General features: G+C 38.0%; 29 protein-coding genes and 5 pseudogenes. 15 read left to right on the top strand and 19 right to left on the bottom strand.

Annotation, left to right across the window (positions count from 1 at the left end; all coding sequences use genetic code 11):
• The 7 genes and pseudogenes from RIN67_RS13300 to RIN67_RS13270 form a co-directional block, all read right to left on the bottom strand.
• Window positions 1-128, bottom strand: a pseudogene (locus tag RIN67_RS13300) (type II toxin-antitoxin system RelB/DinJ family antitoxin); the annotation flags it as partial.
• 250 nt (window positions 129-378) lie between these two features.
• Entirely contained in the window at window positions 379-1,494 is a 1,116-nt protein-coding gene (locus RIN67_RS13295) for a replication initiator protein A (RefSeq protein ID WP_313826274.1), read from the bottom strand.
• Window positions 1,495-1,996: 502 nt separating this feature from the next.
• Complete coding sequence (locus RIN67_RS13290) at window positions 1,997-2,374, bottom strand: hypothetical protein (RefSeq protein ID WP_010492166.1); 378 nt, start codon at window positions 2,372-2,374, stop codon at window positions 1,997-1,999.
• A gap of 25 nt (window positions 2,375-2,399) precedes the next feature.
• Entirely contained in the window at window positions 2,400-2,639 is a 240-nt protein-coding gene (locus tag RIN67_RS13285; protein ID WP_010011603.1) for a hypothetical protein, read from the bottom strand.
• Window positions 2,640-2,710: 71 nt separating this feature from the next.
• A complete protein-coding gene (locus RIN67_RS13280) occupies window positions 2,711-3,502 on the bottom strand; it encodes a ParA family protein (RefSeq protein ID WP_065463689.1) in 792 nt (263 codons plus the stop codon).
• Between the two features lie 496 nt (window positions 3,503-3,998).
• Complete coding sequence (locus tag RIN67_RS13275) at window positions 3,999-4,877, bottom strand: S-4TM family putative pore-forming effector (RefSeq protein ID WP_179193448.1); 879 nt, start codon at window positions 4,875-4,877, stop codon at window positions 3,999-4,001.
• Between the two features lie 3 nt (window positions 4,878-4,880).
• Window positions 4,881-5,864 carry a hypothetical protein gene (locus tag RIN67_RS13270; protein WP_087128712.1) on the bottom strand — a complete coding sequence of 328 codons (984 nt, stop codon included), beginning with the start codon at window positions 5,862-5,864 and terminating at the stop codon, window positions 4,881-4,883.
• 560 nt (window positions 5,865-6,424) lie between these two features.
• On the opposite strand from RIN67_RS13270, the gene RIN67_RS13265 reads away from it, so the two are divergent.
• Entirely contained in the window at window positions 6,425-6,637 is a 213-nt protein-coding gene (locus RIN67_RS13265) for a protein rep (protein WP_179193449.1), read from the top strand.
• Window positions 6,638-6,783: 146 nt separating this feature from the next.
• Here RIN67_RS13265 and RIN67_RS13260 read toward each other — a convergent pair whose 3' ends face one another.
• Complete coding sequence (locus tag RIN67_RS13260) at window positions 6,784-7,365, bottom strand: recombinase family protein (protein ID WP_064620570.1); 582 nt, start codon at window positions 7,363-7,365, stop codon at window positions 6,784-6,786.
• 137 nt (window positions 7,366-7,502) lie between these two features.
• Window positions 7,503-8,681, bottom strand: a complete 1,179-nt coding sequence (locus tag RIN67_RS13255) for an FRG domain-containing protein (RefSeq protein WP_168850556.1) — start codon at window positions 8,679-8,681, stop codon at window positions 7,503-7,505.
• Between the two features lie 300 nt (window positions 8,682-8,981).
• Between RIN67_RS13255 and RIN67_RS13250 the strand changes: the two genes are divergently transcribed.
• The 4 genes from RIN67_RS13250 (at window position 8,982) to RIN67_RS13235 (ending at window position 11,284) form a co-directional block, all read left to right on the top strand.
• Window positions 8,982-9,059 (top strand): putative holin-like toxin, encoded by a 78-nt coding sequence (locus RIN67_RS13250; protein ID WP_211089110.1) that lies wholly within the window; start codon window positions 8,982-8,984, stop codon window positions 9,057-9,059.
• 231 nt (window positions 9,060-9,290) lie between these two features.
• Complete coding sequence (locus RIN67_RS13245; protein WP_313826264.1) at window positions 9,291-10,592, top strand: Y-family DNA polymerase; 1,302 nt, start codon at window positions 9,291-9,293, stop codon at window positions 10,590-10,592.
• The gene (locus RIN67_RS13240) at window positions 10,585-10,905 is read left to right on the top strand and encodes an acetyl-CoA carboxylase (RefSeq protein WP_168850554.1); all 321 of its coding nucleotides are present in this window, start codon (window positions 10,585-10,587) and stop codon (window positions 10,903-10,905) included. The genes RIN67_RS13245 and RIN67_RS13240 overlap by 8 nt, the downstream gene beginning before the upstream one ends.
• A complete protein-coding gene (locus RIN67_RS13235; protein WP_168850553.1) occupies window positions 10,898-11,284 on the top strand; it encodes a hypothetical protein in 387 nt (128 codons plus the stop codon). The genes RIN67_RS13240 and RIN67_RS13235 overlap by 8 nt, the downstream gene beginning before the upstream one ends.
• A 427-nt stretch (window positions 11,285-11,711) precedes the next feature.
• On the opposite strand, the pseudogene RIN67_RS13230 reads toward RIN67_RS13235, so the two are convergent.
• From RIN67_RS13230 to RIN67_RS13220, 3 genes and pseudogenes are all read right to left on the bottom strand, one after another.
• Window positions 11,712-11,912 (bottom strand): annotated as a pseudogene (locus tag RIN67_RS13230) (hypothetical protein); the annotation flags it as partial.
• A 30-nt stretch (window positions 11,913-11,942) separates the two neighbouring features.
• Entirely contained in the window at window positions 11,943-13,988 is a 2,046-nt protein-coding gene (locus tag RIN67_RS13225; RefSeq protein WP_313826263.1) for a KUP/HAK/KT family potassium transporter, read from the bottom strand.
• Between the two features lie 202 nt (window positions 13,989-14,190).
• Window positions 14,191-14,346: pseudogene (locus RIN67_RS13220) on the bottom strand (transposase); the annotation flags it as partial.
• 147 nt (window positions 14,347-14,493) lie between these two features.
• Between RIN67_RS13220 and RIN67_RS13215 the strand changes: the two are divergent.
• Both RIN67_RS13215 and RIN67_RS13210 read left to right on the top strand, forming a co-directional pair.
• Window positions 14,494-15,450 carry a restriction endonuclease subunit S gene (locus RIN67_RS13215; protein ID WP_390894614.1) on the top strand — a complete coding sequence of 319 codons (957 nt, stop codon included), beginning with the start codon at window positions 14,494-14,496 and terminating at the stop codon, window positions 15,448-15,450.
• 186 nt (window positions 15,451-15,636) lie between these two features.
• Window positions 15,637-15,726, top strand: coding sequence for a putative holin-like toxin (locus RIN67_RS13210; RefSeq protein ID WP_021353390.1), 90 nt, complete (start codon window positions 15,637-15,639; stop codon window positions 15,724-15,726).
• Window positions 15,727-15,882: 156 nt separating this feature from the next.
• Here the strand turns inward: RIN67_RS13210 and RIN67_RS13205 are convergent, their stop codons facing one another.
• From RIN67_RS13205 to RIN67_RS13195, 3 genes and pseudogenes are all read right to left on the bottom strand, one after another.
• Window positions 15,883-17,007 carry an ArdC-like ssDNA-binding domain-containing protein gene (locus tag RIN67_RS13205; RefSeq protein ID WP_313826262.1) on the bottom strand — a complete coding sequence of 375 codons (1,125 nt, stop codon included), beginning with the start codon at window positions 17,005-17,007 and terminating at the stop codon, window positions 15,883-15,885.
• Window positions 17,008-17,010: 3 nt separating this feature from the next.
• Window positions 17,011-17,242 (bottom strand): annotated as a pseudogene (locus RIN67_RS13200) (hypothetical protein).
• A 121-nt stretch (window positions 17,243-17,363) separates the two neighbouring features.
• Window positions 17,364-18,959: a type IA DNA topoisomerase gene (locus RIN67_RS13195; RefSeq protein ID WP_390894613.1), complete on the bottom strand. Its 1,596-nt coding sequence runs from the start codon at window positions 18,957-18,959 to the stop codon at window positions 17,364-17,366.
• 5 nt (window positions 18,960-18,964) lie between these two features.
• Here RIN67_RS13195 and RIN67_RS13190 point away from each other — a divergent pair, with 5 nt between their 5' ends.
• The 4 genes from RIN67_RS13190 (at window position 18,965) to RIN67_RS13175 (ending at window position 22,353) form a co-directional block, all read left to right on the top strand.
• A complete protein-coding gene (locus RIN67_RS13190; protein WP_313825919.1) occupies window positions 18,965-20,140 on the top strand; it encodes an IS256 family transposase in 1,176 nt (391 codons plus the stop codon).
• Window positions 20,141-20,411: 271 nt separating this feature from the next.
• A complete protein-coding gene (locus tag RIN67_RS13185) occupies window positions 20,412-21,176 on the top strand; it encodes a helix-turn-helix transcriptional regulator (protein ID WP_313826268.1) in 765 nt (254 codons plus the stop codon).
• A 220-nt stretch (window positions 21,177-21,396) separates the two neighbouring features.
• Window positions 21,397-21,819: a YjdF family protein gene (locus RIN67_RS13180; protein WP_313826269.1), complete on the top strand. Its 423-nt coding sequence runs from the start codon at window positions 21,397-21,399 to the stop codon at window positions 21,817-21,819.
• Between the two features lie 72 nt (window positions 21,820-21,891).
• The gene (locus tag RIN67_RS13175; RefSeq protein WP_313826270.1) at window positions 21,892-22,353 is read left to right on the top strand and encodes a GNAT family N-acetyltransferase; all 462 of its coding nucleotides are present in this window, start codon (window positions 21,892-21,894) and stop codon (window positions 22,351-22,353) included.
• A 127-nt stretch (window positions 22,354-22,480) separates the two neighbouring features.
• Here RIN67_RS13175 and RIN67_RS13170 read toward each other — a convergent pair whose 3' ends face one another.
• On the bottom strand, window positions 22,481-22,837 hold the full coding sequence (locus RIN67_RS13170) for a type II toxin-antitoxin system YafQ family toxin (RefSeq protein ID WP_313826271.1): 357 nt from the start codon (window positions 22,835-22,837) through the stop codon (window positions 22,481-22,483).
• Complete coding sequence (locus tag RIN67_RS13165) at window positions 22,837-23,115, bottom strand: type II toxin-antitoxin system Phd/YefM family antitoxin (RefSeq protein ID WP_313826272.1); 279 nt, start codon at window positions 23,113-23,115, stop codon at window positions 22,837-22,839. Before RIN67_RS13165 ends, RIN67_RS13170 begins: the two co-directional genes overlap by 1 nt.
• Before the next feature lie 78 nt (window positions 23,116-23,193).
• Here RIN67_RS13165 and RIN67_RS13160 point away from each other — a divergent pair, with 78 nt between their 5' ends.
• The 4 genes from RIN67_RS13160 (at window position 23,194) to RIN67_RS13145 (ending at window position 24,930) form a co-directional block, all read left to right on the top strand.
• Window positions 23,194-23,781, top strand: coding sequence for a site-specific integrase (locus tag RIN67_RS13160; RefSeq protein WP_056979562.1), 588 nt, complete (start codon window positions 23,194-23,196; stop codon window positions 23,779-23,781).
• A gap of 12 nt (window positions 23,782-23,793) precedes the next feature.
• Complete coding sequence (locus RIN67_RS13155; RefSeq protein WP_313826273.1) at window positions 23,794-24,153, top strand: hypothetical protein; 360 nt, start codon at window positions 23,794-23,796, stop codon at window positions 24,151-24,153.
• 266 nt (window positions 24,154-24,419) lie between these two features.
• Window positions 24,420-24,629: a hypothetical protein gene (locus tag RIN67_RS13150; protein ID WP_003606247.1), complete on the top strand. Its 210-nt coding sequence runs from the start codon at window positions 24,420-24,422 to the stop codon at window positions 24,627-24,629.
• Between the two features lie 22 nt (window positions 24,630-24,651).
• Window positions 24,652-24,930 carry a hypothetical protein gene (locus RIN67_RS13145; RefSeq protein ID WP_003603789.1) on the top strand — a complete coding sequence of 93 codons (279 nt, stop codon included), beginning with the start codon at window positions 24,652-24,654 and terminating at the stop codon, window positions 24,928-24,930.
• Here RIN67_RS13145 and RIN67_RS13140 read toward each other — a convergent pair.
• Complete coding sequence (locus RIN67_RS13140) at window positions 24,920-25,426, bottom strand: hypothetical protein (protein WP_085001135.1); 507 nt, start codon at window positions 25,424-25,426, stop codon at window positions 24,920-24,922. The two genes, RIN67_RS13145 and RIN67_RS13140, sit on opposite strands and share 11 nt — an antisense overlap.
• Window positions 25,416-25,569, bottom strand: a pseudogene (locus tag RIN67_RS13135) (type II toxin-antitoxin system RelB/DinJ family antitoxin); the annotation flags it as partial. The pseudogene RIN67_RS13135 and the gene RIN67_RS13140, both read right to left, overlap by 11 nt.

Here is a 25,569-nt window from a genome sequence, read left to right as displayed (position 1 = left end):
ATCCGCTTGTAAAACATGTTAATGGCCGTGGTTGGATTTAAGCCCAATTCGCTTAAAACTGCTTCGGTATCATCGGCCAAATCTTTATCAATCTTGACTTGGACCCGTTTCTTTTCCTTAACTGCCATGATTGTCTCATCTCCTTTCATTTGCTACTACCATTATACTACCTTTTGAGTATCTGATCAACGGATAAAACCCTGGCCTCAGACCACTTGAGGTTGGCATTGATCTAAAGGCTGAACTTTTGAGCTAGTTAGCTCTGACACTTATTTAAAAGCCCCTGTTCTTCTGTTTAAGCCATTTAAATCTAACTTAAGTATAAATAGGCTAGTAAGTCTTAAAACCGCTTAGAAAGGATTTTGTAGCCTTTTAGGACTAGTAGTACAACCCACTGTTATCGTTGTCGGCCGACTTTTCTTCTTCGGGGTGTTTGGCCGCATATTCTTTAGCCGCTTGTTGGTTCCACCAAATCGCAAATAGGTTTTGCATGGTGCCGTATAAGTAGTTCTCCACGTTCTTGATATGCTTCTCATTGCTTCTTAGGGCGTTAAAGTAGCGTCTCAGGGCTTTAGTCATCAAAGGTTTTAGTTCTTCGTCGTCAAGCGGGATTAGAACCCCAATATCTTGATGATCTTTTTCAACTCGGTACTTAGCATTTAAGATAATGCCAATGAAGCGCCGCATTTGTTGCGGAGTGCGGCACCAGAAACTTAGTAATTGCACGGCTTCGGGTTCTAAGAAAACCGGTAAGCCACTGTCTTCATCAGTTAAGAAGTCATTAGCATGGTTCACCAAATCCTTGTTTTGCTTTTCTAGTTCTGCTGGTGAGAATTGGGCTGTGGAAAAGTCCAACTTTTGAGTATCTATATTGTATCTATTAGTATCTATGTTTTTAGAGTCTTTATATAGATCGTGTCCGATTTTCGGATTTTCGCTCGTAGCAAGGGTTTGCGGGGTGTCGTCAACGAACTTTCGCGAACGTCCGATTTTCGGATTTTCGCTCGTAGCAAGGGTTCCAACGGTCTCCCGCGAACGTCCGATTTTCGGATTTTCGCTCGTAGCAAGGGTTTGCGGCTCTTTTTGAGCATATTCACCGCGTAAATAGACGTCAGTTGACTGCATATCTAGTTCGGCCAGGTAAAGTCGATTGGGTTCGTTTTTGCCAGTTTTGGGATTGAAATGCATGGCTTTTTGATAAAGTAGTCCTGCACGTTCCAAGTCTTTTTTAACGGCTGCTAACTTATCATTTGAGCAGTCGAATAAATCTTTAAGTTCTTGATTGGTAAAAATAAAGTAGACGTGCCCTTCCTCATCAATCCAGTGATTGCGTAAAGAATACTCTAGCCGGTCTTTTAGTACCATGTAAGCTAGCTTAGCGGCATCACTTAATCCTCGATATTGCTGGCTATACATCAATACTTTTGGAAACTGGAAGAACAAGGCCCCATAAACGTTATCAGCTTGATAAAACTTGAAATTTGTTTGATCCATTATAAAAACTCCCTTTCTCGACTGACACACGCTGTCTCAAAAGAGAGTTGCTAAAACATTTGATTTGCTTTAAAATACAAATCTGATATGCTCTAACTGAATTACAAAGCATTCATTTAGCGGTGAGGGCTTTGTAATTCATCAGCATGTGTCTATTCTTGGTTGCCCATTCGGCAACTTTTTTAATTTCTAACAACAAAAAATGGACTAAATAGCTTCGGTTAGCTACTTAGTCCATTGACTTCAATTTGTTTTTAACTATCCTTCACTTGTCCTTGGGGACTGGTTTGCGGTATAATTAACCTACAAATTAAGAACAATGTTCAGTCGATTTTAACTTGCCGGTGAAAATCGACTGAATCTAAGTAGCTTTCTAGCAGCTACTTGCTAAACCCAAAATCCCTGATTCCTCGTGAATCGGGGATTTTTCTGTTTAGCTTGATCTCTTTATTCGGTTGTTAAATTAATCTTAGTCTAGCATAGCGCTTACCTAGCGGCAACTTTATTTGGTCTTGTATATTTTGCCAGCTTTTGGTTGAAACCAGTAGGCGATAGAAGATACCAGTAAATATTCAAATAATATAAAAACACTAAAATGCTTGGCTGTATTAATATCAAAAGCACTAAACACGAGGAGCATAAGTAACCCGCAAAAATACGTGATAAACAGAGACATTATCTGTAAAATTCTTACGACAATACGACGGTTACCGCTGATTCTTTCAAATAATAGCTGTAACCAATACTGCATTGGAAATAACCACTGTCGAATAAAAAAGCGGTCATCTACCAGGTGATTTTTTGCAATTCCAATGGCTGGGATTATCCAAAAGACAATAAGGCTGGTAAACAAAAATATAACACTTATTGGAATTCCCATAACAACTCCCCCCCTTAAAGTGACATCACATATTTTTTATGAGCTCATTTAAAAATTTGGAGGCAGACTTAAAATTATGTTCTTTGGCCAGACCGTCAAGTCTTTTGCGTGCGCTAGGTTGAAGTGAAAAGGTATAGTTCTTGGTACGTTCCTCTTCATCTTTAAAAACAGGAATAACAAGTTTATCTTTAGTATCAGTTGGCTGTTCTGTTTCATTTTTTTGTAGTGCTTTTTTTATGTTTTTGTTCTCTGGATCGAATGCCATAGGTAGTCCTCCTTTATAATTCACATGCGCACGTATTGAGTATACATGTGATTAATACGTGTACGAAATATTTATAATTTTTCCGTGATTTCATTAAATGTTTTGTCCATACTATCAAAAAATTCATGTTGATCAATATATGTTTTGTGGTCTTCAGCCATTTTTGAAAGAGATTTCTTATCCAACGTTGAACGATTGAATAGCTCCTTTTCTGGAACTGTAGCCAATACACTGGGATCGCCTTTTAAGGCTTTTAATAACTCGCGAGATGATCTTGTGTTGTGTTTAATCATGTTGGCGATAAAAAATAATTTGGTCGTGACATAAGATTTTCTAGTAGAGTAATCAATGGCTTCTTTGCGTAACTCGTTAATTCTTTCTTCTAGGTTAAATTTTGCATTATACCCGTGTTCACTGGGCGTGATTGGACTAAGAATAGCATTACTGATGATGACTGCATTTTTGGTAGCAGTAGAAAAATCTGGGTGGCAATCTAAAATGATATACTCAAATTTTCCTAAATTTAAACGTTCATAATTATCTGACAACCACATGTAGAGGAACATGTTTTTGTTAGTCTTATTTTCAATGGTACGCTCAATATCGTCAAGGTGCATATCTCCGGCAATTAGACTAATACAAGCACTTATTTCATGTATTTTGACTTTCCCTCGATCTAAGAAAATGTTGCCAACGGTGTCTTGATTGTCGTAAATGTTGTAAGTCTGGGTTAAATTACTTTGGTGGTCTAAGTCAATAAATAAAACATGCTTGCCATTTTTGGCTAACCATTCACCATAATTAAAAGCTAGGGTAGTTTTACCAACGCCGCCCTTTATAGCTGAAAATGTGATAATTTCCATTAGTGTTCCTCCTTATGCATACTAAGCGTGTTTAATAAACACATTTGTAAGTATAATAGCATGTAATAATCACATTTTCAATTTATACGTATACTTTATATTTATAAGCACACATATAGATGCTTGGAACTCTTGCTTTTAACCTGCTCTTTAAAACGTCTTTGCTGCGTACGTTAATTCCATACTTTTTCATAAGTAACATGGATGAAGTTCACTGGAAATATTCACTTAATACTTGTTGTTTTATTTTAGCTGAAAGAATAGCAAAACTCCCTGAGTTTAGATTTACTACAACTCAGGGAGTTCGCTTTACACCAAGAAAGGCTATCTTTTTTAGTAGTGGCTAACCCGTAACTTTCAATTAACTATCATCGTCCGTTATGGTCGAACTAGAAGCATTAATAAAATAACCTTCAACATAGTGTCAATAAGTGGTTAGACGACAATTTATAAGATTATTTTAACAAGATCCAGCACATGTTATTACACCATAATCCTAATGTTTCGAATGTCTTTTTAAATTATCAGCAATACTTTTAGTAGAAGATTTCATTGCTTCTTCATGGCTTTTCTTGGTAACAAAGTAAAGCCAATTTGGAACTAAAATAGTTGCAGATCTAATATTAACAAATATAAAATCTTGAATAGACCTTAAATCTTTAACAGAAATTGAATATCTATTTTTATCTATAGAGTGAATAATATCATCTATCTGGTTAATTAGTTGAGTTTCTGCATCTAGTAAAGCTTTAAAAGTGATCCAATAGTTTATAAATTTGATAACAATTGGAATTGTAGTAACGATAGCAGCATCCATAACATGTCCCCACATATAATCTTTAAAAGTAATGCCAGCGATAATAAGCAGAAGAAACATGCAAAGTAATCCACCTATAACATTGCTACATATTTTATGAAGCTGTATATTCCAGATTACATTACTCCTTTGACAAATAATTATATTTAATTTAGCTGAATCTAAATTCGGATTAGGATACCAATCTTTTAACTCACCTTGATTTTTATTTTGTGAGAACTTATTAATAATCTCTGGGCTCGGTTCTCTGCCAACTAATATTTTATTCCAATTTAGTCCAAATATAAGAGTGTCAAACTTTTCTTGAATTCTTGTAGCGTTTTTTATTTTATCTTTTGACCACTGAGTTAGTAGGAGAGAAACCACAGTGATGATGATTGTAATGAACTGAATACAAATTCTATTTTTAATAAAAAGTACAAGAATAATTGGAGCTAATGTTGACAAAAAGCTAAAAAATTCTATAAATTTTGCTTGAGAATATAAATGTCTTTGTGCAGACAATAATTGAATTGCTTCAGGCGTGTTTTGCTTAGCTATATCGAATCTTATCTTCATCGATCAGTCTCCAAAAAAATTTGTCCAAGATTTTATTGCTTGCTCACTCATGGATTCAGATTCGTAATTATTAGCTTCTTTTATCATGTCATGGTAGTATATCGCTTTTTCCTGAATTTCTAAACGATCTATATAATCCAAAGAATTAAGATCTCCTTGAATGCCCTTTCTATCTTGAACAGAACCTAAAACTGCTTTTGAAAGATAAAGAAGAAAATTTTCTATAAATTCTCGAGAGTTGGAATATATTGGATTAGTATCTATAAAGTCAAGAACCGTGGTCTCTAGTGCATAAGAATTAAGCTTACATACTGCGTTATGAGCCTTTCTCCAATATTTGATAATGCGCACTACTTCTCTTAGATCAATTGGGGTTTCTTTTTGATATTCTGTTAAATTTTGACGATCTATTCGCGGATCTGTTTTTTCCCAAGTGCCGTTCCCATTTGGAATGATGTAGTAGTAATACCCCTGCTCATCATCAACAGTTCTAAATCCAGGGACTATATCGAATCCCCAGTCGTAGCTTGATAATTCTAGTCTAAGTGCTTGCTGACTCCTTTTAATATCTGCCGACTGATATTGCGATATTCCATTCAATAGCTGTTTAAGATAATTCAAGACTTTTATAGAACTAAGCCCATTTTCTCCATCCATTTTCTTTAATTCTGGAGCGCTATCTGGAACATTTACAAACACCTGATTCCATTGAGGCGTATCTAAATTAGCGGTGCTCCCCTTTGCCGAAAAGATAATCATTTGGTCAACATCGTCAAGAGGTCTAATCTGTGTCTTTCGAGCAAATGATCCCATTTTTAGTGCAAATTCTGAGTCCGAGTATAATTCAAGGTTTTCCTCGTTTTTTTGACTAAGATCTTTAATATTTGAAGTTAACCAATTTCTACTAGTTCTTGCCCTTGCGCTTTTTTTACTATCTATATTTATGTTTTCTGAAACATAATTTTTAAACCAAGAATCTACAGACATGAACACATTCCCCTTTTTCTATCATCGTTTTCAACCCGTGCTTTTATAGCATATTTTACACTTACCAGACTGGATCTACATTATTATCTCATTTAAGCATCATCGTTGTACATCGAATAAAGGTAGTCCGTTTAATACCTGTTTTCCGGACGGCGTCCCATTGCGCCTTTCCGCGTACAATGATTATCCTGTTCATTAATTGGCATGAGGTTGGTATCTGAAATCCAATTATTAATGGACAAGATAAAAAATTAATTTGTGATTTTTGTCTTAAAGTATATTTGTGCTTGCTTTTGTTAAGGTAAATACTCTTCATAAGAATGACGATAACATGAATTCTTGCAATTAATATATTTATATGAAAAAATTATAAAGCGTGACACTCGGCTTTGAATGATTTCAAAATTGATACCTTCTTTAGCTCAAAGGATTCTCTTTGAATTCCAAACTTTTTTCGGTAGTGAATAAAGGTAGACGTTGCGCTGTATAAGGCTCATCGAGTTAAAGAATGTGGAGAAATTTTGTGTTTTGTAAAAGATGGACAAGCTCATAAGAAATTAGTGCAGACTTTGTTTTGCCCTCCTCGTCTGCGATCATTATGTATGTGGCGGCGGGCAATGAAGCAGCCTAATCAGTTAACTCAAATTTTGGAAAAAGCAGTTAAGCAACAGAAGACTGTGCACTTCTTATTTTTAACGCCGACGGTTGAGAATACAACTGATGCGCTTAGCATAAACATAAAAGACCAGCTTCTAATGTGTTTTTTTCGTTAACATCAGACTACTGGTCTTTTTGTTTGAGCTCAAGTCCAATTTCAAAGGATTTGAGCTTTTTTAATTAATTATTTAACTTACCGCAAAAAATTATACACTTAGGCAAATAACCGAGCATGCTGTTAGCCCATTTTTTGTTAATTATTTCATTTAATTTTGTATTTTTTACGATATCTAATAAAGGTAGTTCGTTTAATACCCGTATTTCGGGCCACATCAATGTCACTCATACCGGTTTGATAAAGTTTAAACGCATGTTGTAGGCGGGGATCATCTTGTGCATATTGAGGTTTGCGACCATGATATTTACCTTGCTGTTTGGCCAAAGCAATCCCTTGTTGCTGGCGCTCAATAATCCGCTTCCGTTCACTTTCGGCCTGATACTTATACAGTTCAATGATGAGGTTAGTCATCAGTTGACGTAAGTTAGGATCAGCAATTCCCGTCATGGACGGCAAATTCAACACATCTAGGGTGGCACCTTTGTTCTGAATGGTGTTCATAATCTTAGTTAAGTCCTGGTTGTTTCGGCCCAAGCGGTCTAATTCAGTAACCAGGACAATATCGCCTTCACGGATATAGGCCAGCATTTTTTGCAGTTCAGGTCGCTTGGTGTTAGCCCCACTTAACTTATCTGTAAATAGTTTATCGACCTCTTTTAAAGCTGCTAACTGTCGATCTAAATGCTGTTCCTTGGAACTCACGCGTGCGTAACCAATTTTAGCCATTTCCAAGTCCCCTTTTGGACAGTTCTAATGAACATCTGTGATTCCTAGTATAGCACAGAAATAAAAAAGACCACTAGGGTATACCCTAGTGGCCGTAAATTAATCCATCTACTGAATCTTGCTGTAGCAATTTAGATTTAATAATACTTTGAAATTTCATGTGCAATATGTGATGGATCTGGATAAATGAAGCTTTCTGTTATCCCCACGTTTTCTAGCTCGAACCTTATTGAAGCCTTTTTGCAATGGGGTATAACAAAGGTCATTGGTTGTGGATCCCCGGAATTAGAAAGAAGTCTTAATATGTTTATTCTAGTTTGAGTCCGATTTTGGATTTCATCGGAATTAAGAGCCACTTTTTTCTCGCTTTCTTCAAAGCCATAATTATAAACAAAGGGAACAAACATGAATAAGCCTCGTTGATTCTTAATACGTTGATCAATAATTCTTGGGGTAACTATCTTGGGGACAAACAATTCTAAAGGATTTATTTTTGCTTCAAAGTCTCCGATGTCCTTTTTTATCTCATGATACAACCGTTTAGTTGATGACATTTTGTTTAAAAATTCATAAGTTTCTAAAAGATTGTCTTGATCACGTGGGTTTTCAGAACTGTTTACTATATCGGCATATAGATTGGACCAATATGTTTGAAGTTTTGCGTCAACGCTATTTAAGGTTTTGTAAAAATCGTTAACTTCATTCAACACAAGGTTTCTATCATCACCGTTTAGCCTAGCTAATGATGATTCAATTTCAATTTCATCACTAAATGGAGACTTTAGAAATTGACGGTTATTTCCCTTTATTGAAGTAAATTCTGAGAATATATTCTCAAAGTGATCATCAGTTAATGACTGACACAATGGAACTGGATCGTAAAAATTTGTAAATGGGAAAATTTTCCCATCTATTAAGTCAGTATCTTTATTAGTACTCCCATTGCTTCTCTCCACAGCGAAATATAAAGCTACTAAGGGATTACTTGTTAAATCTAATAATCGGGTGGGTAGTTGATGATGTTGCATTAATGCCAAGCGATCAAAATTATTTTGGCAGTTACCAAATAATTCTGGATATTTAGTGATGAAGTCATTTATTAGCTTATCTTCATTCTTCAAATAATTTTCGTTACGAATTAGGCTAGGAAGGGTATTAGGAAAATCCTGGTTTTGACCTCTATAATAAATGTTCATTTGTTTTTCTGAATTAAGCTGTTTCCGTTTTCTCTCTTGGGTCAAATGAAGCTTTCCCACTTTGTTAATATAATCACTCAAACTTGTAACTTGCTCTATAGCTTCTGTTGTATCACTCATAGTTTAGTCCCTTCTTATCTTGTTATTTTTATCAGTAACCACTACTTGGATTTTAGTTCGTATTATCACTGTCCTTTATCACCTTTATCTGTCTTACATTAATAATATAGCAATCTCGCCAGTTCTTTGATTTTAGACGTGGATAAGCTACTAGTCTGCCTGTATAATAGTATTTTGTAGAGAAGTTAAGGCGGCGGCTATTTCCGATCGGAGGTGGTGCTTATGGTGTTAAACCTTTAAAGCCCATAAATCCTAACGAAAGGAGTAGCCTAAGTGTCCGTTGCGGACGCTTTACAATTAATGCTGGCTTTCGGTACGTTTATCGTAGCCTTACTCGCATTAATTGTTGAGCTGATTAAAAGTCAGCAAAAAAAATAACCGCCTTAGCTCTGGCAAGCTAGCGGTTATTTAATAACGTTAAATTATGCCACCGTCTTAAACGGCTCTACATGGGAAGTCCTGTTCACGCGGGGCTTTCTTTTTCTGTGTTCATTATAGCATGACTATAACTGACTTTCGACTATTTTTAATCAGATTTCTAGCAGTTTGAGGGAACACATGTTTGCTTTTGTGCTAAAATACAGATAAAAGTTAACGGAAGTGATCAAAATGTTTTTTGATGATGAACCGCATGGCGTGTTCTTCTTAATTGATAACAAGTCCTTTTATGCGAGTTGTGAAGCCGTTGCCCGGGGGCTTAATCCATTAAAAGTTCCGCTAGTTGTTCTTAGTGAAGCTGAAAATACCAATGGAGGACTAATTTTAGCCACGTCACCCGAAGCTAAACATTTATTTCATATCAAAGCCAATGTCTCCCGCAAACGTGACTTACCCAATGACCCGCGGCTGTGGGTTGTGCCACCCCGCATGAACCTTTATATTCAACGTAATTTGCAGATTAATCAAGTTTTTCATCAGTTTGCGGCTGAAAAAGAAGTTTGGCCCTATTCAATTGATGAAAGCATTTTGGATATGACCCATTCGTGGCGTCTATTTGGCAATTCAGTTCGTGAAGTAGCACGGTTAATTCAAACGACGATCCGCCAAAAACTCGGTTTATACACCACTGTAGGGATTGGTGACAATCCGCTTCAAGCTAAATTAGCTTTAGATAATTATGCTAAACACAACCATGATTTGATTGGTGAAATCCATTATGAAACTGTGCCAGATATGATTTGGTCAATTGATGAGTTGACAGACGTTTGGGGGATTGGTCCCCGTATGGCTAAACGCTTGAACCGCCTGCAAATTCATAACATGTATGAGTTGGCGCACGCTAACCCGTATTTAATTAAACAAAATCTCGGGGTGATTGGTAGTCAATTATTTGCGACGGCCTGGGGGATTGATCGGTCACAGTTAACTGAAATTGTTAAAACTAAGGACGCCAGCCTCGGTAATTCGCAAGTTTTACCACATGATTACTTAACACAATCGGAAATTGAAACCGTCATTAAAGAGATTGGTGAGCAGGTTGCGGCTCGGCTCCGCCACCACCATAAAATGGCGGGGTGCCTATCGCTAAGCATTGGGTTTTCCTATGCAGCAGCCGAAGCTGATGACCGCGGCGGCTTTAACCAGGCTTTAAAAATTGAGCCGACTAATGATAATCAAGCTTTAACGCAACAATTATTGTGGTTATTCCGTCAGAATTGGGACGGTCAAGCTGTCCGGAATATTGGGGTTTATAGCAGTAAATTAAGTTCTGCTACCGGACAACAACTTAATTTGTTTGAAACATCAAGTACCCAAATTCGCCATAGCCAGCTAAACCAGGTTATTGATGAAATTCACCGTCGTTTTGGCTTTACCAAACTAGTTTATGCTACCAGTTTATTAAAGGGCGGCACTGCTATTGAACGAGCCTCACTGGTAGGCGGCCATAATGGAGGGAACAGTTATGAATAAAGACCTAGAACTCATCACGTCTCGCCTAATCAGCTTGTTTAAACGCCAGTCACGAACGCGATATTGGCTAATGATCGCTAATGATACTTATGATCAGACCTATAACGTCTTTTTTAACAGTCAGCGCGTCAATGAACGGCTAAAGTCAGTACCTTTACATAAATTAACTAACTATGATTTGGTTGATTTAGAAAGATTGTTAAAACAGCTACGACAAACGATTAAACTAACGATTGAATTTGTGGGCTTTACCGGAGAACGTTGGCCAACAAGCCAAAAGCTGATTCAACGAAAGCGGGTGCCACTTGAATAATCAAGACTTTGACCTAGACACAGTTAAGCATATTTTTGAACATGTTTATCACGACCGGGGCATGGTGAAATGGCAGGGGTTCTATTTATCCGACCATACTGCAGCTTTAAATCAACAAAAGCAGCAGTTGAACGAAGTATACATCAAACAACCGCAGCAATCCTTAGTAGTGATTACCCAAATGCTGGCAGACGCATACCAGCGTCAGCAACCAGTGACCATTCAACTAAAAATGGTTGACCAAAACAACCACCATTTGCCAGATATCATCACCTTGATCCATGGTTACAATGCCAATGATATTGTGATTGACGCTGATCGTTTGATTCCACTACAAGAAATTCGCAATGTGGCAGACAAAAAGACGGAGAAACTATAAAAATTAGCTCTCCGTCTTTTCTTAGCGCTTTATTTAATACTTCACTTTTTTTCATATTTCATATAAAAAATAATCATCAACATAAATAAAATTTTTAATTAACCGCCAATTTTCAACTGAAAGTTGCATTAGTGGAAAATTTGCTACTAAAGAACATAGATATAGGTACCTAGGGTTATGGCGTTGGGAAAAATTTATATTTCCAAACTTCCCCTGTATTTCGTCAAACATTTGCTGAACATCTCTAGTTGTACCACATTTAACAAAGTGATTTAAATAAATCAACTGGGATTTATCTGTATTATCGATCATCGATTTAGCTGTATTAATGGTTACAAGGAGCCATTGATTCAAATCAATTAACTGTTTAGGCCGGTGGTATAATTCTTCTTTAGTTGTTTCAAATAACTGGTTATTTATGATTCTCTCACCTTCTTATCCGTAAATTGTTTGTCACTTCTGATTTCTTTATTTTGGGGCTTTGTTCAGCAAATGCTTGTAACTGCTTTTGCGTTCGCTCACTGATTTCTTCATGTATCTCATGTAACTGGTTTTTAAATTGTGTTTTTTGTTGTGGATTAGTCATTTGATGAACTTGTTGTTGCAATCTTTGGTAGGACTTATTAAGAAGCTGACTTCCAATAATCAAATTATTTAATTAAAGTTCATGATGTTTGCTCTGTCGGTCTCCAACCGCATGAATAATGCCCCGCTGGACCAAATACTCATCCTTACGCCTGGCAATAAACAGCGGTGTTGATTCTTCGACAACGTTACTAAATTCAAGGCCGTACCATTTGACAGGTGAAGCCGTGATGTTCTGCAGATAAATCCGCCCACCAATTAGTCGTTTGTCGAGGGCTTTTAATTGATCACTCACGACCAGGTCAGCCGGCTGTTCGTTAATAATAACAAACTTAAACCCACCCACTTTTCGATTCTTCATGGTTGAGTATTTTGGCACTTGCGGTTCAAGTACCCCTTGTTCAACAAGATTATCCACAATTTGATGCAAATAAACACCAACGCTCTGCTCTTTTCGAAAGCCCAGATAAAGCTGCACATTGACAATGTTCTTAGTGCCCAGCATATCAACCGTATAGTTACTTTCGTATGGCACGTTGGTTTCGTTAACCGTTACAAACCAATAGACTTTGGCCCGCTTGGGATCTTTATCCAAAATTGAATACATTGTGTTGCGTTTGATGTGATAGTTACCCTTAATCTTAGTCATATAAACCAGATTGGTTGTAAACAACGGGATCTGCTCATCAGCACTCAGTTCCGCGAGTTGATCGCGATAGTCCAATAATGACACGTACTCACTTGCCCGCTCATAGTGTTCGCGACGCTTATTGCCAAAGTACCAAACCCACATCACATATAAGATTGCCAACATAATCAAAAGGGTTAAATAACCGCCGTGAATAAACTTCACCAAACTGGCAACTAGAAAAATTGTCTCGATGGCACCAAAGAAGGTGGCAATGGTTAGTGCCAGCGGCCGGTTCAATTTGGTCGTCAAGAACTCGGATAAAAGGACGGTTGTCATCAACATCGTTACCGTGATCGCTAATCCATAAGCTGCTTCCATGTGTTGCGAACTTTGAAAGTACCAGACAACGCCCAACGTGACCGCACATAAGATCCAATTGACATCGGCAATATAGATTTGATTTTTGACATTGCTGGGATGCTTGACAACCAACCGTGGCAAAAATTTAAGCCCAATCGCTTCATCAACCAGCGTGTATGATCCGGTAATCAGGGCTTGGGAAGCAATAATTGCAGCCAAAGTTGCCACGACAAATCCAAATAATCGCCAGTGACCAGGTAACATTTCATAAAATGGATTAATATCAGACATCCGTTTAAAAGCGTCATCCTGAGCGTGATTAATCACCCAGGCACCTTGGCCTAAATAGTTTAAAAATAAAGCCCCATAAACCAATGGCCAAGTTGCGTAAATATTCTTTCGGCCAACGTGGCCCATGTCAGAGTACAGTGCCTCAGCACCAGTCGTTGCCAGGAAAACACTCCCAAGAATAAAGATGCCAACTTTATTAACTGGACTGAAGAGTATCTTAATTGCATAATAGGGAGAAATAGCCTTCAATATCATTGGATAATTGATTAGATTAACGATTCCAAAGACAGCCAAAAAGCCAAACCAAAAAATCATCACTGGTCCAAAGGATTTCCCAATCACACCTGTTCCAAAACGTTGAATTATAAATAATACGAGTAAAACAACTGTTGTGATAATCAAGACGTTATGTTGAGAATTACTAAACACCACAGGACCAAGGTGTTGTTTTTTTAATCCCTCAATGGCTGAAGTCACAGTTACTGCAGGAGTTAATGTTCCATCGGCCAAAATAGCCGCCCCACCAATCAAGGCTGGCCAAATTAACCATTTTGAATTTTTTCGAACCAATGCATATAAAGCAAAAATTCCGCCCTCACGCTTATTATCGGCTTGCATTGCAATGACAACATACTTCAACGTTGTAATGATCATTAATGTCCAAAAAATCAACGAGATCGATCCAATCACGTAATCGGGAGAAATATTTCCCATTTTACCGGCGTCACCAATCAATGCATTCATAACATACAATGGTGAAGTGCCAATATCACCGTACACAATTCCTAAAGCAACAAGTGCCCCCGCAAAAGAAATCTTTTCCAGCTTCTTGTCCATTGCGACAATCCTCCAAGAATATAAATTTAATTTGAACAAGCATTAATATTAGCCGGTTTCATAAGAAATGCAACACTAGTTTTAACTGGCTTAACCTTTGACGGTCATTTAGAAGCTGTTTAGCATCTTTTAAGAAGTAGCCTGATAAAGACTAATGAAACACCATCATGAGACTAGTGTTGAGCTTACGCTCACAGTTATTACGCCATTGGCAACCGGTTTTCAAGACATATAGGACCGCACAGAAGACCTCGTAGAGGTCATATTTTCGAGGCTTAGTTCGCTTACGAAAATTTTCTAAAGCTGGTCGAATTAATTCAAATTGTTGCCGAGTAATATTGCTGGGATAATTTTTCATAGCTTAAACTCGCTTTTTACATAGAAGTATATCAAAAATCATAGATCTTGGACAGCTTCTAAGACTGAAAGATATAACAGAGAAGCACTAGTTAAGAAAAATGATAAATTTAAAGTAGTTCACGATGGAGATATAGTATATAATCCCATGAATTTAACTATTGGTGCTGTTGGATTTAATAAAACTGGTAAAAGTGTAGCTGTATCAGGGTATTACATTACTATGAACATGAATGCATATTTTAGTAATAACTATTTTAAAACATGGTTGAAGTCAGCTAATGCTATTAAACAATATAAGTTATATGCTACTGGATCATTAATTGAAAAACAAAGAGTACAATTTCCAACTTTATCTTTGATTAAAAGTTATATTCCGAATTTTGAAGAACAACAAAAAATCGGCACCTTTTTCCAGCAACTTGACCACCTCATCACCCTTCATCAGCGTAAGTTAGCTAAGCTTAAGGAACTTAAACAGGGCTATTTACAGAAATTGTTCCCCAAAAATGGCAGCAAGTTCCCGCAATTAAGATTTGCAGGGTTTGCTGACGCTTGGGAACAGCGTTCGTTTAAGACTTTGTATAAGAAGGTCATTGAAAAAAATGATTTATCTTTTGAATCAGACCGAATAATTTCGGTAGCAAATATGTATTATAAACCTAATGATTCGAAGTCAGATGAAAAATATATGGAGACGTATAACATTTTCCGTCTAGGTGATATTGCTTTTGAAGGCCATAAAAGCAAGAACTTCGCTTATGGACGCTTCGTTGAAAATACCATAGGTGACGGAATTGTTTCTCATGTTTTTGATGTTTTTAGGCCTATATCGGAGTATGACTTGAACTATTGGAAATATTTTATTCATTATGAAGATATTATGGGACAAAAATTGAGAATGTCTACTACAAAAGCGACTATGATGAATAATTTGGTCTCTAAGGATTTTTTGAAGCAATCAGTTTTAGTTCCTAACTTAGATGAACAACAAAAAATCGGTACCTTCTTCAAACAACTTGATGACACTATTACCCTTCATCAGGGTAAGCTTGAAAAACTCCAGGAACTAAAAAAAGGGTATCTACAAAAGATGTTTTGCTGATTCTTAATTTGATCAAATTTAGGATCCTATGAAACCCCATGACTTAATTTTTATTGTGCTTGGTCAACACTTAATTCACCTGTATAATGAATTACGCAGGAAGTTTTAAGGGCGGTGGCTGTCTTTTCCCTTGCGAGGTGAGGCCCATGGGAGCATGGAATAATCTTCAGGAAGGTTTCACAGTCAATGAGCGTCTTCCAGACACTCTCGTTGATGTTGCTGTTTGGCACGTTTTTAATCGCGCTACTCAGCTATATCGACAAACACCACAAATAAAAAAGCCGCCCCGATTATAACTTTGGCGAGTTACGGGACGACATTAATATAGTTTTGTAATTATGCCACCGCCTTTGAAGCGGCTTGCGTGGGAAGTCCTGTTTTCGGCGGGGCTTCCTTTTCTGTTTCCATTATAGCATGCCCTTTAAAAACTGGCTAACGTTTTAGACTTTGATCGGGTTCGGATTCGGGTTGTTTGATTTCCGGATTCTGTTCAGCAAATGCTTGTAGCTGTTTTTGTGTCCGATTACTGATTTCATGGTGTATATCATTTAGTTTATTTTTTAGTTCTGATTTTTGTTGTGGGTTTCTTGCTTGCTGAACTTGTTGTTGCAAGCCTTGATAGGACTTATTAAGATCATGGGCTGATAGCTTTTTTAGATCATGCTCGGGCTCTTTTGGGGCTTCTTGTAAGCCTAATTGTTTGGTTAAGCCATCGCTAAGTTCAATCACTTTGTTGCTCACTTGCTGAATTTCACTTAAAGCGCTATGGATCACGGCTTTATCTTTAGCCCAGGTGGCCACGTAACCGAGTGAGTAGTTGCTGGTATCAACGCCAATATTTTGCATGGCAACATACGCAACCGCTTCGGCTTGGGTTTCCTGATAGGCTCGTGGCCGATCTTTAAAGGCTGATTTTAAGCCGTGTAGCTGGCTATGCGCATATTCGTGGTATAACGTCTTTAGTTTCAAAGCATTGTCGGGCTCATCGCCACCAATGACGATTTCATTAGTGCTGGGTTGAAAATACCCCTTAGCCCCATTTAGCGTCGCTAAAGGCACTTCACTGACTTTAAGGTCGGTTTGCTGGTTTAGATAGTCCTTGAATGCGTTATACAAGCTTGTCACATTCTGATGATCGGCCAAATTTTCTTTGACAAAGTCTTTAGCACTTAACACTGGTTCACCGCTAGTTTGTGCCACATCAAAGACGGGGAGATAGCGATAACCGACAATGGCGCGCTCATCGGTGGTATCAAGATGCTTCTGCTCGGCTGGTGTTAGCTTCCTAATGATCGGAGCCGCAATCCGAATCGCTTTTGCGCCCCGGTTGACGGTGCGGTTAAAAGCCTTCTGCCATTGCTTAAAACCGGCGACTTGAGTGGCTTGCGGATTTTGCGCATAAATCAAATCAATGTTTCTGGCGCTATAATGATGAAATTTAGCCAGGGTATTGAGGTACTTTTTAAATTGGTCACTATCAGTTAATTTTAGGATTTGCTGTTCGGCTTGGGCGACTAATTGTGCTTTCCAGGCTTTAACGTCTGCTTTACTCGGCATTGTCTACCCCTCCTCATCTTCAAAAATATCATTCAATATAGGGGCTACGTTGATTTGAATCGGGGTCGTGCCATAAAGGGCGATGTAGCCATCAGCTAATTTTTGCCAAGCCACTTGATAATAGGCTCACTTGATAATAGGCTCCGTTACCAGTGATTTCTTTTAAATACTTGTAGGTTCCTTTAGCCTGTAAAACTGGTAATTCACTCCCAATGACTGCTAATTTATTATCCATTTTATGATCTCCTTTGCTTTGCTAATCTCACCCGTTGTTTAGGTTTACTTTTAGCTTTATAAAAGTGAACCTAAATGACGGGTTCACCAACCGGAACGTAGTGTAGGGCGGTAGGCAGGTTCTAATCAAAATCAAAACTTAATTTATGGCCGTCAAGCTTTAACTTGGCGTCAAACGACTTCCCCTTTTTGCTCTTGAAACCCTTTAATTTGCTGGTTTCACCCTTGGTAACTAACGCTTTAATTGCGGTCTTCCCGAGCGTCTTGCTACTCCATTTCTTGGGTAGGGTAAAGTCCTCGCCTTGCTTGGGTTTCACAATGTAAAACTTTTGTTTATTTATGACAGTTGCTTGTGGTGTTTCTAAAAACACCTCGGCGGCTTTCTGCGCTTGCTGTTGGTGATTGATTTGTTGTTTAATGGCTGCATTGCCGGTTAATTGTGTGGGAACATCAGCGATTAACTTCGCCACAAACTTCTTGATTTGGCTCAAAAAATTATCCGGGGTGCGTTCTTCGGTACTGATTTGCTGTAACGCTTGCTCCCATTTAGCCGTCATTTCTGGACTAGTTAGCAAGGGTTCGAGTTCGACTGCTTTACATAATGTGATCCCGGCTTCACTGACGTGCAGCTTATTTTTTTCAGTGACGAGATAGCCGCGTTTCTTTAACACTTCTAGCACATTGGCCCGGGTCGCACTTGTCCCAATGCCTTGCACGTCTTTGAGAATTGCTTGGGCTTCTTCATCATCAAGCGTTTTACCGGCCGTCTTCATGGCTGTGATTAATGTCCCTTCGGTAAACGGTACTGGTGGGGTCGTTTCTTTTTGCGGCGTTTGTAGATTTGCTTTAACCTGGTCGCCCTGGTGAACGAGTGGTAAAGTGGCTGTTTCTTGCTGCTCGGCTTTGTGATCATCAAATAAAGCTTGCCAGCCTTGCTTAGTTGGGACCTTACCGGTTGCTTTAAAATTGGCGTCGCCAACCTGAGTGATAATGGTGGTTTCTTCGTACTCGTACGGGTCAGCAAACATCGCTAACGTCGTTTTTAAAACTAAGTCATAGACTTGTTGCTGTAATTTAGGTAAGCTGGCTAGTTTCTCTTTAGTCGGCACAACTTTAGTCATGATAATGGCGTAATGTTCTTCAACCTTTTTCCCATTGACGTAACGTTTATTTGGGGTTGTATTGGTTACAGCGACTTGCTTAGAGACTAAACCCAGATACTTCGTCAGATTAGCCACTAAGTACTCAAACTCTTCATCAGTGATATAAGCACAATCGGTGCGGGGATAACTAAGGTACTTGGCTTCGTATAAACTCTGAATGGCCGCTAAGGTTTGACTGGCGCTGGCGTGATAACGTTTATTCATGGCACTTTGCAGACTGGATAGTGAGAATAGTTGGGGACTAGCACGCTTTTTAGCTTGTTTTTGGACGTCCTTGATTAAACCGCCCTGTGAGCCTTTCTGAACGTGTTTAGCTTGCATGAATGTCATTAGCCCTGTTTCGTCTTTAAATCGCTGATAGGGGTCTAATTTTGCGACGAATTTTTGCTGATTAGCTACAATTTCCGCATTTAGTTCAAAATAGGGTTCCGGCTTAAAGTTTTGAGAGCGTAAAATATCTTGTGTAAATGCATAAAAGATTTCTGAATTGTATAGAAATAGGGAATGCCTTCCCTTATGATATTTAGTAACCACAGAAAACATCACAGGAGGCATTCCCCATGAATGAACTTACCACAGAAATTATCGCTGCACTAGCCCAAAAGCAAGATTTGGACGAAGTTTTTCGTCACCACCTCGAAATTGCGATTAACCAGCTGCTTCAAACCGAATTGGCAGAGTTTTTGGGTTACGAACGCTACTCATACGCTGGGATTAACACTGGTAATAACCGCAACGGCAGTTATGAGCGCTCGTTTGATACGAAGTACGGCCAACTTAGCTTAACCATTCCTCGAGATCGCAATGGCCGGTTTGAAAATCATACCTTGCCAGCCTACGGTCGGCACAGTGATAATTTAGAAACAACGGTCATTCAGTTGTATACCAAGGGAATTACCACTGCTGAAATTGCCGAACTCATTGAGAAAATGTACGGTGCTCACTACTCCAAAGCCACGGTTTCCAACATGACTAAAGCCGTCAATGAACAGGTTCAAGCTTTCCAGCAACGGCGACTGGCTTCACAATATGCGGCCATCTTCTTAGATGCCACTTACTTGCCGTTAAAGCGGGATACCGTTCAAAAAGAAGCCGTTCATATTGCGATTGGCATTCGTCCAGATGGTACGAAAGAAGTGCTGAACTACCAAGTGGCGCCAACGGAATCGACTGGAATCTGGACTGAACTGCTGGGAACCCTGATTAAGCAAGGTGTCAAAGATGTGCTGTTGTTTGTGGCCGATGGTTTAGTTGGTTTGGATGAAGGCTTAAATCGGCATTTTCCCAAAGCTAAACGACAACGTTGCCTGGTTCATGTTGGGCGTAATTTGATGAACAAAGTTCGTGTGAAAGACCGCAAGGCCGTGATCAGTGACTTTAAACAAGTTCATCGGGCCGCCAACCGTGAAGCAGCCGAACTGAAACTGAATGAGTTCGCCAACAACTGGCATCAGACCTATCCCAAATTAATCAAAGATCTGCTTAAAATGCCGAATTTACTCACTTTCATGGACTTTCCACCAGCTATCCGGCAATCACTATACTCCACTAACCTGATTGAGAACTTTAATAAGCATCTCAAGCGCACCACCCACCACAAAGAACAATTTCCAACGGAAGATTCACTGGATCGCTTCCTGGTTTCTCAGTTTAATGTTTATAACGAGAAGTCTCTGAAGCGGATCCACCGAGGGTTCAAAGGACTACAGGACACCTTGGAAGCATCATTTATTTAAGTTAGATACATATTATATGTACGAAGGCATTTCATTTACACAAGATTCTTGACGCTACCTGAAATATACCTTATATATTTCTAAAGCCATTCTTCAGATCATAATAACGTTCTGAAGAATGGCTTTATTTTTGTGCTAAACAAGATTATCACTTGATTTATTAGGGGATTAACCAGTATATCTATTTGCAAGTAACATTTGCGTGACTATTGCTAGTAATTCTTGCTAGGATTGCCTTAGATCCTTGATTATGATTTAGGAGGAGTGAGATTTGAGCTTTAAAGACGATATCAAGACCTTGCGCAGGCAATCTAATTTAACCCAAGAAGCATTAGCTCAACAATTGCATGTGACCCGTCAAACGGTCTCAACTTGGGAAACTGGCAAGAACATGCCAAATTTAGAGACCCTGTATGCTTTGAGTCAATTGTTTAACATCTCACTCGAAAAACTTCTATTTAACGAGGAGATTGCAATGAAAGAAGACAAAGAACCCTCTTTGGCCACCCAGATAGATCATGATGTTAAGCTTAAAAGTCGTTATCGTCGTTGGACTTTTGGTTTAGGTGGCTTGATTGCACTAGCACTGGTTAGTATTGGTATTTTATGTTTGGGATATTATAAAGGTATTGGGACGATTGATCGCTTTGATCCGTTTTTATCCTATAAAGTCGGGTACACTAAATTACCTAGTGAAAAGGAAATTTCTCCTAACAATAAGGCAACCAATGGTTACTGGACCGCTTGGTTCACCGATAATACGATGGGTAATGAATGGACCAAATTAACCTTAACGACGGGGCTTAATCCTGGAGTCAAAGATTCTTATGTGATGGCTTATCATAAGGGCAGTTATGTTAAAGTTGCGCGTATCGTTCCTCGCACCTACATTAATCAGACTTATGTTAGCAACTTAGCAGCGCTAGATGCCTTGTTAAATCATAAGGGAAATACAGAGACTAACAATCATGACCTTAAGAAGTATAAGACCCAAATCCATATATCCGACACCGTCCAACAGTTAATAACTGAATAGAGAACTACCAAGTGACAATCCTGCAAGCACTTTTAGGGTTTATAAATCTACATATCCCATTCAGAGTTTTAAGCAAACTATTCTGAATGGGATATTTGAGTTAAACTAGAAACAGAAAGTAAAAACACAGTTCGGTTGGTAGTCCGAACATAGCGAAGCTATCAGTAACCTGCCTCCTTGGTTGTCCATCTTTCTTAATTAATTTTAAGGAGGATGTTTGATGTCTACTATCAAGGGATCATTAACAATTATCTATGAACCACCGTTTTACAAAGCTATCTTCGAAAGACGCTTTAATTCCACTTATGAAGTTAGCCAAATTAACTTAGGCCCTTCAGAACCTAAATTAACTTTGATTTACGATCTGGTGATTCATCATTGGAATAGAATTATCTTTTTCAAACAAACTGTTTGTGCTTCGTCTGTTTCTGAACGAAAGATCAATCCTAAGCGTCTTCAAAGGTTAGCTAGAAAGAGTATTCAGTATGGTGTCGGTACTAAAGCACAACAAACACTCCAAAAACAGTTGGAATGTCAAAAAGTAACTCAACAACATAATAGACGTACTAAGAAGATCTTGGATCAAGAAAAAAGATATAAATTGCACCAGGCCAAGAAAATACAAAAACACAAGGGGCATTGAAAAGCTAGTATAAAAAACTATGTGTTGCATTTTAGGGCCTATAATATCAATAAATTCCCATTAGGAGAAAAGATGAATCTAAATATTGAAACACTAAATAAACTAACAGAACAGCATTATAAAATGTTACTTGAAGCAGATCCTAATGAAAAATTAATAAGTAAGTATTTGAACCGTTCTTTTTGTTTTGAGGCAACCTATAACAATGAATTATTAGGAGTGTTGATTCTTTTACCTACACACCCCGAAACACTAGAAGTTGTGAACATTGCCGTAATTTCAACACAAAGAAACAAAGGAATTGGGCATCAACTTCTTACTTTTGCCGAAAAATATGCGCGAAACAATAATTACAAGTGTCTTGAAATTGGAACTGGTACAACTAGCTTCGGACAACTTTATCTTTATCAAAAATGTGATTTCCGCGTTGTTGGTGTTGATCAAAATTTCTTTACAATTCACTATGATAAAGAAATTACTGAAAATGGTCTTGTTTTAAGGGACATGATACGTTTGAGAAAAGTTCTTAAATAAATCTTGTTTCCCTGTTAGGGCCTATAACTATCAAATCGCCCCTCAAAATCATTGTTAAAATAACCCCCAATATCTATAATGTAGATGTTGGGGGTTATTTGTTTTTATATGGTATAAATGACTTCTCCTATTCGTCATTTTTTCGATACCTTTTGGAACGATTTTGACCAGGAAATAAACGATCATGCGATCCGACTCGAATTCCAATTAAGACTAGTTCATCTTTATCAATCGTATAAACCACCAGGACATCTTTAGTTTCGCTTGGTGTTTTGTTTTTCGGGGTATCTCGCAAGTGAAATTCATTATACCCGCTCATTCGCCGATTAAGCTCATGATCTTCAAATTCTGGTGGTAATTGTTGCTGCTCAAGCAACAGGTCAATGGCTGCTCGAACTTCATCAATAATAGATTTGTCTAAACTGGCTAACCGTTTTAGATCAGCATTAAAGGTTGCACGTGGTTTAAATCTTAGTTTTTTCATTATTTAAACTGACCCCAATAACCATCATCTGATTCAACAATTTCATCGTCAGGTAAAACATGGCGTTTAATTAACTGATCATGTGCAATTGCATATTCTAACGAACCTTCTTTAGCTTTTAATGCTCTTTCTAGCCAGTCCATTTTTTCTTGTGAAACGATGGCTACTGCGCGACTATTTGAACGAGCAATATAAACGGTTTCGTCTTCGTCATTAACTTGATCTAAATATTTTTTTAAGTTAGCGCGAAAATCGCTCTGTGTTAATGCTAATGTCATATTTACCACCCTTTCTTTGTACTTAATATTGTACTTTAATTTGTACTAAAAATCAAAAATTTTAAAGGAGCTCAAACTATGCAACAAGTTGTCTTACCCATCAAAGATTCAAATGTTCTCAAAGAGGTTCAAGATACCTTACTCAACAACTTTAAAGCTGGCCGGCGTAACTATACAGTTTTTCAAGTTGGCAAAGCGACACTGTTGCGAGTCAGTGATGTCATGCGCTTAAAACAAACCGATATTTTCAATCCGGACGGTTCTATTAAACAAAATGCGTTTATTCACGACCGAAAAACTGGTAAACCTAATACCTTGTACCTTAAACCTGTTCAAACAGAGCTCTTATTGTACCGTCAATGGCTACTTGATCATCAGCTGGATTCTGAATGGCTCTTTCCTTCCATTCAACACCCAGAACGCCATATTACGGAAAAACAGTTCTACAAAATCATGAGCAAGGTTGGCGATCTGTTAGGAATTAATTATCTAGGGACCCATACGATGCGCAAAACCGGTGCTTATCGCGTCTACACGCAATCAAATTATAATATTGGCTTAGTCATGAATCTGCTCAATCATTCCAGTGAGGCGATGACTTTAGCTTATTTAGGCTTAGACCAGGCTAGTACCGAAACGATGCTAGATCAAATTGATTTTGGTTAGGAGGCTGGTTTTATGGATTTAGATTTTGAAACAAACAAGTATGATCTTTTTGATGATTGGCATCAAAACAAGACTAAACAAGCCTTTACACAAAAGTTGCAACAACAAGCTCAAATTGAAAAAACACACCTGCCAAAAATATTGTCGCGTGAAGATTTAAAAATTCGTTGGCAGATGAACTCTCGTCAAAGTGTTCATCAAGTTGCTAGTAAGCCTGATTTTCCACAACCCGTTTTTGCTTTTAATCATGGCAAGACCCCACTTTACTTAGCAACTGAAATTCAAATTTTCGAAATTAATCACCCCTGGGTGATAACTCCCGGTGCTCGTCTTGCTTATAGTCATTGGATCCTTCGTAATGTGATTGATTAATCTTAAGATTTAACTCTAGGTTTTTGATAGTTGGCGTTAGCCTTCTAATACAAATAATTCCCATCAAAATGGGGATTAAATCTACCCTTGACAAGTGTCAAGGGTGTAAGTGCACATTGACCTCGTTTCACTCGGTCTTCTGATTCTCTTAACTTTAATTTAGTGTATGCCTTCCGCTTCGCTATTTCAAATTTTATACTTTGACTTAACGTTTCCTATATGATATAGTTTCGGTGATTATTTCTAATATGATTGGATGGATCGTTATGTCTCAAAGTAACTTAGAAAAACAAGAAGCTAAATTAAAATCCCTTAATCAAAAAATTAAGGACGAAAAAAATAAGATTGAACAACGGCTAGGTAAACAAATCATCAGTCAAGCCAATTTAGATTATGCTAATTTGTCTAACGATCAGATTAAGCTTTTAGCCAAGCAATTTTCTGAATTTTTAAAGGTAAAGTCCGTAGATCATTAGCCATACGAGATGGGGAAATTCCATGTCTAATCAATATGAAAAACTAGTCGAGCAGCAAGCGCGTTTAAAACAAAAAATTGAGCGGGAAGATTTTAAATTACGACAATCTAAATACTATGAAAATCGGCAAGCCCGCAAAGCCCGTTCTCGCCGATTAATTCAAAAAGGGGCTTTGCTCGAAAAATACTTTCAAGCTGATAACCTATCGGTCGAACAAACCGAAGAACTTTTAAAAACATTTGCTGACTATGTTAACGCCCATAAACCGGATAAATTAAAAAACGATCAACCTAATAACTAGGCCGATCGTTTTTATTTTCAGGATTGTTTTTTGGCTTAATTTCTGGATTGTGTTTAGCAAAGTCTTTTAACTGTTTTTGAATTCTTTGTGTAAGCTCTGCTTTACTTTCTTTGTGCTTCCTTTTACTTGATCGCTGTTGAATTATCTTTTGACCCTTACCTCTTCTTTTTGATTTTAGGTCAAGCATAAAATCTGAAATTTTATTTTGATCTAGCTTACTTAAATGACCGATTTCTTTAAAGTTTAAACCGGCTTTGGGAAAGCGATAAATATTACCAAGATCGACCCAGGAAGGTTTCTTCAACCCAGCGGATTGCCAATCTTGAATCGGATAATATTGTTGCTTGATATAAGCCGACTTCTTTTCATACTGACTAGTAATTTTAAAAGCCTCGACCGTCTGTTCTGATACCCGACGAATTAAAATTGGCCGAGACTTGCCACCGTTAGTTTCTACAAAACTAACGTATAGGCTGACTAAGTCATTAGTCCTCATCTGGATCGTTGAGCCAATCAGCGACCTCTTTAGCGTCTTTGAACTCGGTGACTGGTGTCCCTTCGGTCGCCTTTAAAAAGCGTAAATTAGCTCTTTCTTCTTCGCTTAAAGACGCATTAAAAGGTAAAGCACCATTAGCAACA

It is taken from the genome of Levilactobacillus namurensis, assembly GCF_032197885.1.
Taxonomy (GTDB): Bacteria; Bacillota; Bacilli; order Lactobacillales; family Lactobacillaceae; genus Levilactobacillus; species Levilactobacillus namurensis_A.
This window is presented reverse-complemented; position numbering and strand designations above follow the sequence as displayed.